This is a genomic window from Curtobacterium sp. MCLR17_007 (genome assembly GCF_003234655.2).
Taxonomy (GTDB): domain Bacteria; phylum Actinomycetota; class Actinomycetes; order Actinomycetales; family Microbacteriaceae; genus Curtobacterium.
Window position 1 is genome coordinate 1627644 of the sequence record NZ_CP126271.1, and the last position, 13516, is coordinate 1641159.

Below are 13516 nucleotides of genomic sequence, written 5' to 3' on the forward strand. Positions count from 1 at the left end.
GGCCAGCTACATCGTTGGGGAAGGCTTGGTTCGTCGCGCCGCGACGGGCTCGGCGTGCTTCGCGAGTGCACGGTAGATGGTGGTGCGGCTAACGCCGAGCACGTCGCCGATCTGCGCGACGGTCATGTCCTGCTGTTCGTAGAGCCGGCGTGCGGTGCGCACCTGGTCCGCGGAGAGCCGAGATGGTCGGCCGCCGGTGCGGCCGCGGGCTCGAGCGGCGGCGAGGCCGGCGTTGGTGCGTTCCTTGATGAGGTCCCGTTCGAACTCCGCCAACGCGGCGAAGACGTGGAACACGAGCCGGCCGCCGGGCGAGGTGGTGTCGATGGTCTCCTGCAGGGACCGGAACCCGATGCTGCGCTCGGCGAGAGCGTGCAGCTGATCGATGAGGTGCCGGATGGACCGGCCGAGCCGGTCGAGTCGCCAGACGACAAGAGTGTCGCCGGGGCGGAGCTGGTCGAGGAGCTTGTCGAGCTCGGGCCGGTGTTGGAGCGACCCGGACATGGTGTCGACGAACACGCGGTAGCAGCCAGCGGCGTTGAGCGCGTCGATCTGCAGCGACGCGTCCTGGTCTGTGGTGGACACGCGCGCGTACCCGAGAAGGTGACCCATGAAGAGAACGTAGCGAAACTCGACCAGGAGGGGTAGTGGCGGCACGTAGATTCTGGGACTGGGTTCCGCTACAAGACACGGCGCCTCGCACCCTGACTGACCGCCGGTACGGATAGTTGTAGCGGAATCGTTCGTATTTGCTACGTCTGTTGCGCTCGCGCGGCGAGCCGGAGTGCTTGCACGGAACGGAAGTGTTGTTCCGAGCGGTGGCGGCCGTTGGCGGGAGACGGATGTGGTGCTGCGATGACCGGGAGGAGTCGGGGGTGCTCGTCCAGGGTGAGGTGTCGCATGACGCCGTCGAGGGCGACGGCCCCGTACGTGACGATCGCAGTGAGCGCGGGGAGGGCCGCGAGCAGTGTGGCAAGGGCATGCCGCCCCTCGTCGATGTCCGCGAGTCGCACGCGGTCGGGCAGTTCCCATGGGATGAGGTTCCAGCGGACGTACTCGCCGCGTGCGAGTCCGGACTCGATACGGGCTGCTCGGAACGCGGCCGCGGTCGGGCCCGGGTTGTCCTCGCTGCAGATAGCTGCGTGCGCTGCGGCGATGGTCTGGGGGCCGGGCGACTGCATCAGGACCAGGACGCGGCTGGACCTGCCGCCGGATCGTGGGTCGAAGCTCGGGACGAACCGTCGGCTGCCGTCGGGCGCGGTCCGCCACGTCTCCGCGAGACCGTTCAGCGATCGAACGTCAGCGAGTTCCTCGGGGGTACTCATGCCGGCTGTGGCGGTGCCAGCAGGGTGCCACGGATGACGGATCCGTGAAAGGTGCGAAGGGCAACGGTGATCCATGCGGCGACGAGGCCGGCGTAGTAGATGACGGCGAGGACGGCAACGACGGTCAGGCCTGAGTGCAGGGCGAGCCCGTTGAGTCCGGTGACGCAGGTGCCGACGGGGAACGTGAACGACCACCAGGTCAGGCTGAACGGCAGGTGTTCGCGGGCGGTCCGGACAGTCACGGCGAGGGCGATGACGGTCCACAGCAGCGCGAAGCCGAGCATCGCGAACCCGTACACCAGCGCCACGATCAGGAGCGCGTGGGCGGTGGATTCGTCGACGACGGTGGGGGCGTTCGAGGCGAGGAGGTTCACCGCCGTGATCGACTGTCCGACCGGTCCGAGGACGATCCACAGGGTCGGCACCATTCCGGCGGCACCGACCTTGTGGAGCGCGAGCCGGTTCCAGATCAACGTGATCACGACCAGCGACGTCACGAGACTGAGGCCGAAGAAGCCGTAGCAGGACCACAGCAGTGTCTCGCGCCACTGTCCGGCGGGGGCGTAGGGCAGGAGGAGCGCGCCGGTGGACGCGGACACCATCGGCGGGACGATCGGCATCAGCCAACCGCCGAACGCGGAGTCGGGCTTGTTCTCGTGGCGGGTGAACGCCAGGTACGGCACCAGGACTGCCGTGAGCAGTCCTCCGATGGTGCCGATGGTCCACAGGACCCAGTCGATGGTCACGGCGGCGGGCAGGCCGATCCAGTCCTTGCCGAGCAGGAGTGTCCCGGCGCCGACGGTGAGGAACGCCATCGGTGGTGCGCCGTAGAAGTGGGAGATGACCGGGTTGAGGTGGTGCCCGGCTGCGGTGCTCCGGTAGCGGATCCAGTGCAGCACCGTCGCGATCGTGAGGGCGACGAGGAGCACCGCGGCGATCGCCCACACGACCGTCGCCGCGAACCGGAGTCCCGGGAACTGCAGTGGGAGTGACGCAGCTGCGACGGCGACGATGCCCGTGCCCATGATCGACGCGAACCAGTTCGGTGTGAGATTCGACACGATCAGGCCCGGCCGCTCCAGATCGCGGAACAACGCCGTCTGCGGCCGTTGGGGCAGCTTGCTACCGTTCGCGGGTGCAGGGTCGGTGCGGAGCGTTGTCATGGGCCAAGCCTGCGCGAATCCTGCCTCTGGCGGTACCGGGAACCTCTTGGCGGGGCACAATCGTTGATTGTGACACTACGGCGACTCACGGACCGAACGCTCGACCTCGACACACTCGACGTGCTCGCACGCGTCGCCGAGACCGGCTCGCTCTCCGCTGCCGCTGGAGCGCTCGGCGTCACGCAACAGGCAGTGTCTGCTCGGATCCGGGTCGCCGAGCGCATGGTCGGTCACTTGTTGGTGCACCGCTCGACCACGGGGTCGGTGCTGACCGAGACCGGCCGGCTCGTCGTCGGGCTGGCCGGACCGGTCCTCGACGCGTCTCGCCACCTCGAGGCAGGAGTGGCTGTGCTGCGGGCTCCGACGGGTTCGCTCGTCGTCGCGGCGTCACAGACCATCGCGGAGCTGCTGCTGCCGGGCTGGCTGCTCGAATTCCGCCGCCGTGAACCCGACGTGCGGGTGCGTCTGATCGCGGGCAACTCCGCCGCGGTGGCGGATCTCGTGCAGTCGGGTGGCGCGGACCTCGGGTTCACGGAGACCCCGGTGGTGGCGGCAGGTGTGTCCGCGCAGGTGATCGCGGACGATGAGCTCGCGGTCGTCGTTGCGCCGGACCATCCCTGGGCTCGGTCGACCGGGATCACTGCGGAGGTCCTGGCGGCGACGGCTCTGCTCCTGCGGGAAGAAGGTTCCGGGACTCGCGCGACCCTCGCCGCATGGCTCAGGGAGGCCGGTTTGAGCATGTCGGTTCCGGCCGCGGTGCTGGAGACCACGAGCATCATCCGGGCGAACGCACAGGCCGGAATCGCACCGGCGGTGATGAGCCTTCGCACGGTCGCCGCCGACATCAACGACGGGTCGCTGGTGCGGGTCCCGCTCGCCGGGCCGCCACTTGCCCGGCCGTTGCGGGCGATCTGGTCGGGAGAGCCCCAGCCAGCTGGTTCTGCTTTCCTGCGCGTCGCCCACGAGGTGGCCGGTCGGGGTCAGCGCAGCCCGTAGGGCAGCTCCGGATTGTTCTCCGCGATCTCGGTGAGCCGGTTGTACTTCGCGACGCGTTCTCCGCGGGCGGGGGCGCCGGACTTGATCTGTCCGGTTCCGCTGCCGACGACGAGGTCCGCGATGAACGTGTCGGTGGTTTCCCCGGACCGGTGCGACACCATGCTCCGCATCCCGAGCGAGCGTGCGACGCCGATCGCGTCGAGGGTCTGGGAGACGGTGCCGATCTGGTTCGGCTTGATGAGCGCTGCATTCGAGAGCCCGTCCTTCCCGCCGTCGCGGATGCGCTGCGGATCGGTGACGTAGAGATCATCGCCGACGATCTGGAGCATGCCGCCGAGCGCGGACGACATCGCCTTCCAGCCGCCGTGGTCATCTTCGGAGAAGCCGTCTTCGATGCTCCGGATCGGATACCGGCTGATGAGGTCGCGGTAGTAGTCGACCATGCCTGCGCGGTCGAGCCGGCGGTCCACGACCCGGTAGCTACCGTCACCGAGCGCGAACTCGTTCGCCGCCGGGTCGAGTGCGATCGCGACGGTGTCGACGCCGGGCTCGTAGCCAGCGGCACTGATCGCGGCGACGAGGAGGTCGAGGGCCTCCTCGGGCGCGGCGATCGATGGCGCGAAGCCACCTTCGTCGCCGAGACCGAGACTGCCGAACCGTTCCCGGACCAGTGCCGCCAGTGCGTGGTAGACGTCTGACCCGATCCGAACCGCGTCGGTCATGGTGTCGGCGTTCACCGGGGCGATCATGAACTCCTGGAAGTCGAGCGCGTTCGCTGCGTGCGCTCCGCCGTTGAGGACGTTGAAGTGCGGGACGGGCAAGCGAGGCGTGCTGCCGGTGACGTCTGCGATCCAACGCCAGAGCGGCAGCTCCGCTGCGGCGGCGAGAGCGCGTGCCATCGCGATCGAGGTCGCGACGACACTGTTCGCGCCGAGCCGGCGGTAATTCGGGGTGCTGTCGAGGGCAGCGAGGGCGGCGTCGACCTGCCCGATTGAGGTCCACGACTGGCCGGTGATCATCGGTGCGACGTCCGCCGTGATGAGGTGCAGTGCCTGGCTCACGTCGCGGCCGCCGTAGCTGCTGCCGCCGTCGCGAAGCTCGACAGCCTCATGCGCGCCAGTGGATGCGCCTGCGGGGGCGTCGCCGGTGACGACGGTGCCGTCCTCGAGCTCGAGATGCACCTGGATCGTTGGGTAGCCGCGGGAGTCGAGGATCCGGGAGCCGTGCAGGCTGCTGATGGTGACGGGGCGGCTGGTGTGGGTCACGTACTCGCCCTGATGGTGGGTGGTGTGGTGGACGTTGCTGATGTAGTCGTTCATGGCGGTTGTCGCCTTTCGGGTTCGTCGTGCGGGTGTGGGCCGCGGGGAGGCGGAGGGACGACCTCCTGGCGATCACTGGGCGCCAGTTGCCTCCCCGCGGCGGTTCAGGGCGCGCACTGGATGGTGCGCGGGTGCGCGGGTGCGCGGGTGCCGGTCAGGGGTGCGGGGTGAACCGTTCCTGTGCGGCGCGGATGATGGCTTCGGCGTCGACACGGTTCGCCCACCCGTTGGTGGTGACGTGCTTGCCGTGCTCGATCTCCTTGTAGTGGGCGAAGAAGTGCTCGATTTCCACCAGGACCGGCTCGGCGACGTCGGTGATGTCCTGGACGTGGTCGAAGCGGACGTCTCCGGCGGGGACGGTGAGGATCTTGTCATCGCCGCCGTTCTCGTCGACCATGCGGAGCATCCCGACCGGGCGGACGTCGATGACGACGCCGGGGAACGTGGGCCGGGGCAGCAGCACGAGCGCGTCGAGGGGGTCGCCGTCATCGCCGAGAGTGTCGTCGATCGAGCCGTAGTCCTGCGGGAACACCATGCTGGTGAACACCGCCCGGTCCAGGCGGATCCGTCCGGTGGTGTGGTCGACCTCGTACTTGTTGCCGCTGCCGCGGGGGATCTCGATCGTGATGTCGAAGTGCATGAGCTGTTCTTCTCCGAGTCGGATGGTCAAGTGAGGGTGCCGAGGGTGACGCCCCCGGCGGCTGCGGCGACGGAGACGACGAGCATCCCAAGCCCGTTCACGGCAGCCGCGGTGGTGCGGCCGGTGCGTGCGAGGCGGACGGTCTCGAAGCTGGCGGTGCTGAACGTGGTGTAGCCACCCATGAGCCCTGTTCCGAGCACCGCGACGGGGGTAGCGCCGAGGTGACCGGCGGCGCCGGTGATCAAGCCCAGCAGGAACGAGCCGGTGATGTTGATCGTCAGCGTCCCGACCGGGAGCCGGAACTGCCGACCCCGGTTGATCGCACCATCCAGGAAGAACCGTGCGGCCGCGCCGACACCGCCAGCGACAGCGACGCTGAGGAAGGCCAGGGCGCTCATGATGTGGCTCCGTTCGGTCGGACCAAGCCCGCGATCGCGAGGCCGCCACCGGTGGCGATCGCGCCGGCGAGGACCGTCAGGAGCCCGTACCCGGTGCCGGCCAACCCTCGGCCGTCGAGGAATAACACCGCGGTGCTGGTCGCGAGGGTGCTGTAGGTGGTGAACCCGCCGAGGACACCAGTCCCCAGAAGCAGGCGCAGTGTCCGGCGGCGACCCTCGTCAGGTCCGCGATGCGCGAGGTGTTCCAGCAGCACACCGAGTAGGAGCGCGCCGGCGATGTTGATCCAGAAGATCGCCCAGGACACTCCGTGCTGAGCGGGGAACGCGGTGCTGAGTCCGTCGCGTGCGGCGGTACCGATGGCGCCGCCGAGTGCGACGACACCGAGGTACCGCCACCGCAGATGCACTGGCCGGGCGATACGTTCCGGGTCGTTGGCGTCGATGTCCGGGTCGGGCGGGAGCTGCCCATCGGGCAGGTCCGTGTCCGTTCGGGAGGTCATGTTCCACCTTCCGCAGCGACCGCTGCCGCTGCTGCTCGTGCTGCCGGGTGCAGGTACTTCCCACCCCGCGGACAGAACCCGCCGTCGCCGTCGAACCGGTAGATCAGGGGTTCGCCCGTGGGGAGGTTCAGGTCCGCGAGCTCACCGTCAGTCAGGCCGTCCATGCAGGCACACAGTGCCCGCAGTGAGTTGCCGTGCGCGACGACGAGCACTGTCTGCCCGTCGCGGAGTGCCGGGGTGATGCGGTCCGACAGGACGGGTTGGACCCGGCGGATGACGTCGGAGAGTGTCTCGGTTCGACGAACTGCCGCCCACGGCAGTCCACGAAGCGCCGTCGTCCGCCGGAGCGCCAGCCACGCGCGGATCGACATGCGTGGCGGCCGACCCGTGCGGGTCCGGCGAACAGCGAAGAACTGCTCCGCCCCCAACGCCGCTTGCGCATTCTGCTTGGACATGCCGGTGAGGGCGCCGTAGTTCCGCTCGTTCAACCGCCACGTCGACTCGATCGGCGCATCACGTCCGAGGACGTCGGTGACGAGCTCCGCCGTATGGAGCGCCCGCTCGAGCGTCGACGTGAGCACGAGGTCCGGTCGGATGCCCGCATGCAGAAGTAGCAACCCAGCCCGATTCGCTTCGGCGGTGCCCTGTTCGGTCAGCGCGACGTCTCGCAAGCCGGTGAAGGTGCCGGCAGCGTTCGCAGTGCTCTGTCCGTGGCGGAGCAGAACAAGCTGGCCGGTCACGGGGTGTCCCATGGCAGTGGGGCATCGAACCCGACCGGATCAACGGGCACTACGAGCACTGAACGGTGCTGCTGATGGGTCAGCCGTGCCGCGACCGACCCCGTGAAGAACTCCGCGATTCGACCCGCTCCCGTCCTGGCCCCGACGACCAGCATCGCCGCGTCGCGGTCTTCGGCCACCTGCGACAGTGCCCGGCTCGGATCCCCGACACCCGGGACGAACGTGACGTCGACGCCGTAGGTCGTTGCGGCAGCACGTACTGCCGCCTCGTCACTGTCCGACAAGCCCTGCGGTGTCGCGTCAGCGGTGTCAGGGTCGATCGGTTCCACCATCACCGACCCGTCCGAGCGCGTACCGGCATCGATGAGCGATGCATCCACGCTGACGCACACCAGCGTCGTACCGAAGCGGCGCGCGATGGACGACGCAACCTCGATGACCCCCGGAGCGAGGCCGGGCAGGACGCCGACGACGACCGGTCCGGTACCGATTGGTGCTGTCATGACACTCCCTACCTCAGGCGCGCAGAAGCGCGACCAGCTGAGATAGGGACTGTTGTCGACAACTGTCGAGGTTGGGTCCGGCAAGCCCCACTACCGGGTCCGAAGACACCACCAGTATGCACCCGAACCCCAAGTCACGCGGGCCGTCTCGCGCACCCGCGACGTCCCGACACCGAAGGAAGCGATTCCGACGACACGGAGCGAAGCTGCCCACAACTATGGAAACGGCAGGGAAGTGAGACGATTCTCGTATGGGGTACCCCTATCGATATGCCGGAGGGCAGAGCTCTCCTTCCCGAATGAGGGTTGGCGTTTTTTCGGCGGCTACTTCTTTCCGAGACGGGCTCGTCGCAGTTCTGCGACGATGTGTGCCCGCTCGGGGTCCTTGGCCAGCGTGCGGTCGTCGACGACGTCCACGATGTGCTTGACCAGCTCCACGACCTGCTTGCGCAGGAGGAAGCCGAGCACGGAGAGGACGACCGTGATGACGCCGGTCAGGATGGTGCCGCCGAAGGCCGTCAGCATGTCCACCGTGGTGTCGGTGATGGGCATGTTGCCTCCTTCGGGTTTGGCCGTATGGCCAGCCCGCCCGTCGTGGGCGGGGGTCTAGAGCGCCGGGAGCCGACGCGAGCGCCCGGTGGGCGCGTAGTACCCCTATGCGCGGAGCGAGTGGCCTGCTGCGTGCTCCGGCGTTGAGGGCATGGAAAAGGCCGGCCCTAACGGGACCGGCCTGTTTGTGGTGCTCGGGTGCTGCGCTGAAGGCAGAGTCGTCTCGAGCGGTTCCAGCCTACGGTTCGGGCTGGACATGAAGAAAGCCAGTCCGATGGACTGGCTTTTTGCGCGCACTAATGACGTGTGCCACAGCATAGCTCGTTTCGGGACATACCTGCAAGCATGCGGATTAGAGCCAGTTGGCCTTGTTCAGCCGCCGACGAGTGGGCTCCGCTGGGGCGGCTTCGTTCGGTGTCGTCGTTATTGGTGCGTTCGATGTCGGGTTGCGACCCGCGGATCTCGGTGGGTGGTTGTTCCGAGGAGCAGCGCACCGCCGCCGATCGCTGCCACCGCTGCGCAGAGCAGCGCGGTGGTCGTGGCGTCGGTCGCGTGGAGGAGGGCGGCGCCGACTGCTGGTGCGATCGCGGTGGCGATGGTCACGGGGGCGGCGAAGATCCCGGTGAGGTGTCCGGTGTTCGCTGTGCCCCACCGGTCGACCACGACTGATGCCTGGATCAACGTGAGGGAGCCGCGGGCTGCGCCGGCGAGGACGGCTAAGCCGATGGCCGCGGGGAGAGCGCCGGCCCCTGCGGCGAAGCCGGCCAGCGCGATCACCGCGACCGCCGCAACCGCGGTGACAGCTGGGACGGTCGTGGTGCCGCGTCCGAACGCGAAGAACGCGCGGCCGGCGACCTGTCCGACGCCGACGAGGCCGAAGGCGGTCGCAGCGGCCGCGGCGGCAAGTCCTGCGCTGGTCAGGAGGGGCACGAGATTGATGGTGAGGGCGTACAGCGCGAGCGCGAGGCCGGTGACGCCGACCTGCAGGAGCAGGAACGGTCTCGATCGTGCGATCCGGCGGACTCTGAACGGATCAGCGCGCGCGCCTGCCTCAGGTACGCCGTCGATGTGTGGCCACCGACGTGGGAGGAGGGTGGCGTGGATCGGGGCCACGGTGACGAGCAGGATGCCGGCGAGGATTAGGAAGCTTCCACGCCATCCGAGGGCGTGCGTGAGGGCGACGGCGATGGGCGCGAAGATCGTCGAGGCGAGCCCGGCGGCGAGAGTCACAACGGTCAGAGCAGTACCACGGCGGGCGCCGAACGTGGTGTTGATGACCGTGAACGCGGCCTGGTACAGGGTCGCGGACTGGCCGAGACCGACGACGCACCATGCGGAGATGAACAGCGGGAACGAGGGTGCGACGGCGACCGCCACGAGGCCGACTGCGCCGGCGACTGTCCCGACCGTCATCGCCAGGCGCGGTCCCGCCCGGTCCAGGAGCCGCCCGACCGGGATCCCCGCGGCGGCGGAGAGGATCAACCCGGCGGAGAACGCCGTGGTGATGAGGACCACGGACCATCCGGTGTCCCGCGCGATCGCGGTACTGGTGGCGGGGAGGGCGTAGTACAGGGTTCCCCAGGAGATCACCTGCGACACGGACAAGCCGATCAGCAGAAACGGGTGCCGGGGCTGGTCAGCCACGGAGTGCGCTGGGTGGTTCAGCTCCGACCTGTGCCGTCGTCACTGCTTGAGGAGCTCGTGCTGGATGCGGTCCGCGACGGCGTCGCGCAGAGGGCGGACGTCCTCGGGCGACCAGGAGGACGGGTCGGGGAAGGACCATTCTAGGACCGTGCCTCGCGGCGTGGCTGGCAGTTCCAGGCCGGGCTTCATTAGCACGACGATGTCGGCTGCCTTGATGAGTTCCGCGGTGACCTTCCGGGGTGTCCGGTCGGTGATGTCGAGGCCGAGTTCCCCGACGGTCGCGGCGATCGAGGGGTTCACTGCCTCGGCCGGCGTGACGCCGGCGGAGGTGGCTGTATACCGCTCGGGTGCGGCGAGTTCGAGGAGTGCTGCGCCGAGTTGGGAGCGGCCGGCGTTGTGCTTGCAGATGAACAGGACGGTCGGCTTGGTCGTCATGTGGGCGTTCCCGTCAGTTGGCGCAGCATGAGCTGCTGTCAGTGGTTGGGGTGGACTCGGGGGCTGCGCAGCACGACGCCACTTCCGGAGCTGTCATGTCCAGGCTCGGGGCAGCGGTGGTCGGGCTCTCGGCGCTGCTTGGGGTGGTGCAGCAGGAGGATCCACCGAGATCCGTGGAGCAGACACCGGTCTCGGGGAGGACGAGCTCGACCAGGCGCGCGGCGGCGTGGTCGCCAGCGAGCTCAGCGGCGATGGAGCGGACTTGCTCGTACCCGGTGAGGAGCAGGAAGGTGGGGGCTCGGCCGTAGGACTTCATGCCGGCGATGAAGAAGTTCGGTTCCGGGTGCGCGAGCTCGGCGACTCCGTGTGGGGGTACGGAGCCGCAGGAGTGCAGGTTCGGGTCGATCAGCGGTGCGAGGGCTCGGGGTGCTTCGACGATGTCGTCGAGGCCGAGGCGGATCTCGCGGAGCATGTCGAGGTCGGGTCGGAACCCGGTCGCGTTCACGATCACGTCGACCGTCACCGCGAACGGCGCTCCGGCGCGGCGGCCGGTGACGGTGACCTGGTCGCCGTCGGGTCGGACGTCGTCGATCTCGAGCGACGCGATCTGCTGCACGCGACCGGACTCGACGAGCCCGTGGACGGTGGACCCGAGCTGACCCCGGGCCGCGAGCCCGTCAGCTGCGTCGGCGCCGAGCCGGGCGGTGCCGGCGTTTCGGACAGCCCACAGCACGTCGGTACCCGGGGCCGTCTTGGCGAGGCTGGCGAGTTTGATGAGGGTGTTCGCCGCGGAGTGTCCGGCACCGACGACGAGGACCCGCTTCCCCGCCAACTTGGCACGGTCGGCGCCGAGGACGTCAGGCAGCGCGTGGACCACCCGGTCGCCGAGGTCCGCGGCGGGTGCGAGCCCAGCGGCAGTGAGCGGGTTCGGGGACGTGTAGGTGCCCGAGGTGTCGACGACCGCACGCGCAGTGACATCGTGCGCACCGTCGTCGGTGTGGAGGCGGAGCAGGAACGGGGTGTCGGCGCGGCCGGTAGAGCGGGTGCGGTCCATGCCCTGCCGTGACACCGCCTCCACGCGGGTGCCGTACTGGATCACCGGTGCGAGCTGCGGGGTCGCTGCCAGGGGGGCCAGGTACGTGTCGACGAGGTCGTGGCCGGTGGGCAGGGATGATGCCCGGGGTGCTTCCCAGCCGGTGGGTTCGAGGAGCCGCTGGGCGGCGGGGTCGATGACGTACTGCCACGGGGAGAACAGGCGGGTGTGTCCCCACGCGCGGACGCTGGTCCCAACCGCCGTTCCCGCTTCGTAAATTACGACGGGGAGGCCGCGCTCGAGGAGGTGCGCGGCGGCGGCGAGGCCGACGGGGCCGGCACCGATGATCGCGACGGGGAGTCCGGTGAGGCGGTCCGCGTCGGCCCGGGGTGGGACGGTGAGGGTGAGCGTCATGATCCTGGTCCTGTCGGTTAGGCGGTTGCTTCGGCGGGCAGCAGCTCGGCGAGGAGCGTCTGGACGCGGTGCTTGATGTCGTCCCGGATGGGGCGAACGTCCTCGATGCCGCGGCCGGCGGGGTCGGTGAGGTCCCAGTCCTCGTACCGCTTCCCGGGGAAGATCGGGCACGCGTCACCGCAGCCCATGGTGATGACGGCGTCGGAGTCGCGGACGGCGTCGGTGGTGAGGATCTTCGGCTGGTTGCCGGCGATGTCGATGCCGTCTTCGGCCATCGCCTGGATGGCGATGGGGTTGATCTGGTCCTTCGGCTCGGAGCCGGCGGAGAGGACCTCGACGCGGTCGCCGCCGAGGGCCTGGGCGTAGCCGGCGGCCATCTGGGAGCGTCCGGCGTTGTGGACGCAGACGAACAGGATCGTGGGCTTGTCGCTCATGGGTGTGTGTCTTTTCGGGTTCAGTGGATGAGGGTGAGCCAGCCGGCGAGGGCGGCGAGGGTGATGGCGAGGACGGGGATGGTGAGGACGATGCCGGTGCGGAAGTACTGACCCCACCCGATGTGGATGCCCTTCTTCTCCAGCACGTGCAACCACAGCAGCGTTGCGAGGGAGCCGATGGGGGTGATCTTCGGGCCGAGGTCGGAGCCGATGACGTTGGCGTAGACCATCACCTCGTGCGTGAGCCCGGTCGCGCCGGCGCCGCCGATGGCGAGGGCGGCGATGAGGACGGTGGGCATGTTGTTCATCAGGGACGCGAGGATCGCGATGGTGAACCCGACGCCGAGCGCGGTGACGAGGACCCCGTGGTCGCCGAACACGTCGAACAGCGTCGCGAGGTGGTCGGTGAGGCCCTGGTTCTGGAGGCCGTAGACGACGAGGTACATGCCGATGGAGAACAGCACGATCTGCCACGGCGCCTCCCGGATCGTCTTCCACACCGGAATCACCCGCCCCGACGGCGTGCTCGGTCCGGCACCGCTACCGCCGACGCTGACGGTGGCAGTACCGCCGGTGGTGACGAGGACCGGCGCAGCCGCAGTGCGGGCGAAGAGGAACGCGGGCTGCCGGGCGGCGACGAGGACGATGATGACGGCTCCGACGCCGGCGACGGCCGCGAGGGGGACGCCGAGTGGGTCGGCGGCGAAGTAGCCGACCAGCAGCAGCGCGAGGACGACCCAGCCAGCGCGGAACGTCGCACGGTCCGTGATCGCGGCGGCGGGGCTGGTGAGGGCGAGGACGTCGTACCGCTTCGGGATGCTCCTGCCGAAGTACAGCAGCAGCATGCCGAGGGAGGCCAGGACGGAGACGATGCCGACGGGGATCATGACGGCGGCGTACTCGGCGAAGCCGAGGTGGAAGTAGTCGGCGGAGACGATGTTGACCAGGTTCGACACCACCAGCGGCAGACTGCCGGTGTCGGCGATGAACCCGGTGGCGAGGATGAACCCGAGCGCCGCTTTCTGCGGCATGTTCAACGCTCGGAGCATCCCGACGACGATCGGGGTGAGGATCAGCGCGGCCCCGTCGTTGGCGAACACCGCCGCGATGACCGCGCCGAGGCCCACGATCAGGACGAACAGCAGCCGTCCGTTGCCGCGGCCCCAGCGGGCGACGTGGAGGGCTGCCCACTCGAAGAACCCGGCCTCGTCGAGGATCAACGAGATCAGCACCACCGCGACGAAGGTCAGCGTCGCGTTCCACACGATCCCGACCACGGTCGGGACGTCGGAGAGGCCGACGACGGTGGTGGCGAGGGCGATGACAGCGCCGATGAGCGCGGTGTAGCCGATCGGGAACCCCTTGGGTTGCCAGATCACCACCACGAGCGTCGCGACGAAGATCGCCGCAGCGACCACAGCCATCA

At 69.0% G+C, this 13516-nt stretch carries 16 protein-coding genes; 1 reads left to right on the forward strand and 15 read right to left on the reverse strand.

All coding sequences use genetic code 11. From position 1 onward, the window contains the following. Positions 1-6: 6 nt before the first annotated feature. The 3 genes from DEJ13_RS07695 to DEJ13_RS07705 all read right to left on the reverse strand — a co-directional run bounded on the left by DEJ13_RS07695 (position 7) and on the right by DEJ13_RS07705 (position 2485). Positions 7-609 carry a recombinase family protein gene (locus DEJ13_RS07695; protein ID WP_055950115.1) on the reverse strand — a complete coding sequence of 201 codons (603 nt, stop codon included), beginning with the start codon at positions 607-609 and terminating at the stop codon, positions 7-9. Between the two features lie 140 nt (positions 610-749). After that, positions 750-1322 carry a uracil-DNA glycosylase family protein gene (locus DEJ13_RS07700; RefSeq protein ID WP_055950118.1) on the reverse strand — a complete coding sequence of 191 codons (573 nt, stop codon included), beginning with the start codon at positions 1320-1322 and terminating at the stop codon, positions 750-752. Next, positions 1319-2485 carry a TDT family transporter gene (locus DEJ13_RS07705; protein WP_258374218.1) on the reverse strand — a complete coding sequence of 389 codons (1167 nt, stop codon included), beginning with the start codon at positions 2483-2485 and terminating at the stop codon, positions 1319-1321. Before DEJ13_RS07705 ends, DEJ13_RS07700 begins: the two co-directional genes overlap by 4 nt. Positions 2486-2554: 69 nt before the next feature. Between DEJ13_RS07705 and DEJ13_RS07710 the strand changes: the two genes are divergently transcribed. After that, a complete protein-coding gene (locus DEJ13_RS07710) occupies positions 2555-3481 on the forward strand; it encodes a LysR family transcriptional regulator (protein ID WP_055950124.1) in 927 nt (308 codons plus the stop codon). Here DEJ13_RS07710 and eno read toward each other — a convergent pair. The 12 genes from eno to DEJ13_RS07770 form a co-directional block, all read right to left on the reverse strand. After that, entirely contained in the window at positions 3466-4800 is a 1335-nt protein-coding gene (eno, locus tag DEJ13_RS07715; RefSeq protein WP_082473849.1) for a phosphopyruvate hydratase, read from the reverse strand. The two genes, DEJ13_RS07710 and eno, sit on opposite strands and share 16 nt — an antisense overlap. A 154-nt stretch (positions 4801-4954) precedes the next feature. Further along, complete coding sequence (locus DEJ13_RS07720) at positions 4955-5470, reverse strand: inorganic diphosphatase (protein ID WP_435081088.1); 516 nt, start codon at positions 5468-5470, stop codon at positions 4955-4957. Further along, positions 5467-5838 (reverse strand): fluoride efflux transporter FluC, encoded by a 372-nt coding sequence (locus DEJ13_RS07725; RefSeq protein WP_055950129.1) that lies wholly within the window; start codon positions 5836-5838, stop codon positions 5467-5469. Before DEJ13_RS07725 ends, DEJ13_RS07720 begins: the two co-directional genes overlap by 4 nt. After that, positions 5835-6338 carry a fluoride efflux transporter FluC gene (locus tag DEJ13_RS07730; RefSeq protein WP_228504370.1) on the reverse strand — a complete coding sequence of 168 codons (504 nt, stop codon included), beginning with the start codon at positions 6336-6338 and terminating at the stop codon, positions 5835-5837. Before DEJ13_RS07730 ends, DEJ13_RS07725 begins: the two co-directional genes overlap by 4 nt. Next, on the reverse strand, positions 6335-7090 hold the full coding sequence (locus DEJ13_RS07735) for a 2,3-bisphosphoglycerate-dependent phosphoglycerate mutase (RefSeq protein ID WP_082473850.1): 756 nt from the start codon (positions 7088-7090) through the stop codon (positions 6335-6337). The genes DEJ13_RS07730 and DEJ13_RS07735 overlap by 4 nt, the downstream gene beginning before the upstream one ends. Then, positions 7075-7581 (reverse strand): universal stress protein, encoded by a 507-nt coding sequence (locus DEJ13_RS07740; protein WP_055950132.1) that lies wholly within the window; start codon positions 7579-7581, stop codon positions 7075-7077. The genes DEJ13_RS07735 and DEJ13_RS07740 overlap by 16 nt, the downstream gene beginning before the upstream one ends. A gap of 324 nt (positions 7582-7905) precedes the next feature. Continuing rightward, on the reverse strand, positions 7906-8133 hold the full coding sequence (locus tag DEJ13_RS07745; protein ID WP_055950134.1) for a hypothetical protein: 228 nt from the start codon (positions 8131-8133) through the stop codon (positions 7906-7908). A gap of 420 nt (positions 8134-8553) precedes the next feature. Beyond that, on the reverse strand, positions 8554-9729 hold the full coding sequence (locus DEJ13_RS07750; RefSeq protein ID WP_258374219.1) for an MFS transporter: 1176 nt from the start codon (positions 9727-9729) through the stop codon (positions 8554-8556). An 84-nt stretch (positions 9730-9813) separates the two neighbouring features. Beyond that, positions 9814-10209 (reverse strand): arsenate-mycothiol transferase ArsC, encoded by a 396-nt coding sequence (locus DEJ13_RS07755; protein WP_055950142.1) that lies wholly within the window; start codon positions 10207-10209, stop codon positions 9814-9816. A 13-nt stretch (positions 10210-10222) separates the two neighbouring features. Next, complete coding sequence (locus tag DEJ13_RS07760; RefSeq protein WP_111108202.1) at positions 10223-11656, reverse strand: FAD-dependent oxidoreductase; 1434 nt, start codon at positions 11654-11656, stop codon at positions 10223-10225. Positions 11657-11673: 17 nt separating this feature from the next. Further along, a complete protein-coding gene (locus DEJ13_RS07765; protein WP_055950150.1) occupies positions 11674-12090 on the reverse strand; it encodes an arsenate reductase ArsC in 417 nt (138 codons plus the stop codon). A 20-nt stretch (positions 12091-12110) separates the two neighbouring features. After that, positions 12111-13514, reverse strand: a complete 1404-nt coding sequence (locus DEJ13_RS07770; protein ID WP_055950241.1) for an arsenic transporter — start codon at positions 13512-13514, stop codon at positions 12111-12113. Between the last annotated feature and the right edge of the window lie 2 nt (positions 13515-13516).